This is a genomic window from Bacillus sp. JJ1127, assembly GCF_036965845.1.
Lineage (GTDB): Bacteria > Bacillota > Bacilli > Bacillales > Bacillaceae_G > Bacillus_A.
In genome coordinates, this window is sequence record NZ_JBALQK010000398.1 from 1 (window position 1) to 409 (window position 409).

A 409-nucleotide genomic window follows, 5' to 3' on the forward strand; every position below is an offset into this window, starting at 1 on the left:
CATGTATAGTCTGAAGGGGTTTTATATATAAAGATAAACAATTATAATAACACCATACATGGATACTGATTTCAAAGTGAGCTTATAACATAGAAAGAAGGGGAAAAAGTGGGTGAATTCATAGGAGAGATGGCAGCACAATTCGTTCTTTGTATTCCTACAAAAAAACAAAGAATAGTTAATAAAAAATTCAAGTTACTAAGACAACAAAAATGGTTTCAAGATAAGTATGGCTCAATTGTTTTTTTTAACTCGAATGTAAAGGATTTTATTATGGGGTATGACATTGATAAAATGTTAAAAGATGATTCAGAAATTATGATATTTCAGAAAGAGCTGAATAGAATATTAAAGAAATAACTTGTTATGATATTACGGTGAAGACAAATAATATATATCAATTAAAAAA

1 protein-coding gene is annotated in these 409 nt (G+C 26.9%); it reads left to right on the forward strand.

Annotation, left to right across the window (positions count from 1 at the left end):
* The first annotated feature begins 108 nt into the window (after positions 1-108).
* On the forward strand, positions 109-360 hold the full coding sequence (locus V7183_RS25070) for a hypothetical protein (protein ID WP_335361226.1): 252 nt from the start codon (positions 109-111) through the stop codon (positions 358-360).
* Positions 361-409 lie beyond the last annotated feature (49 nt).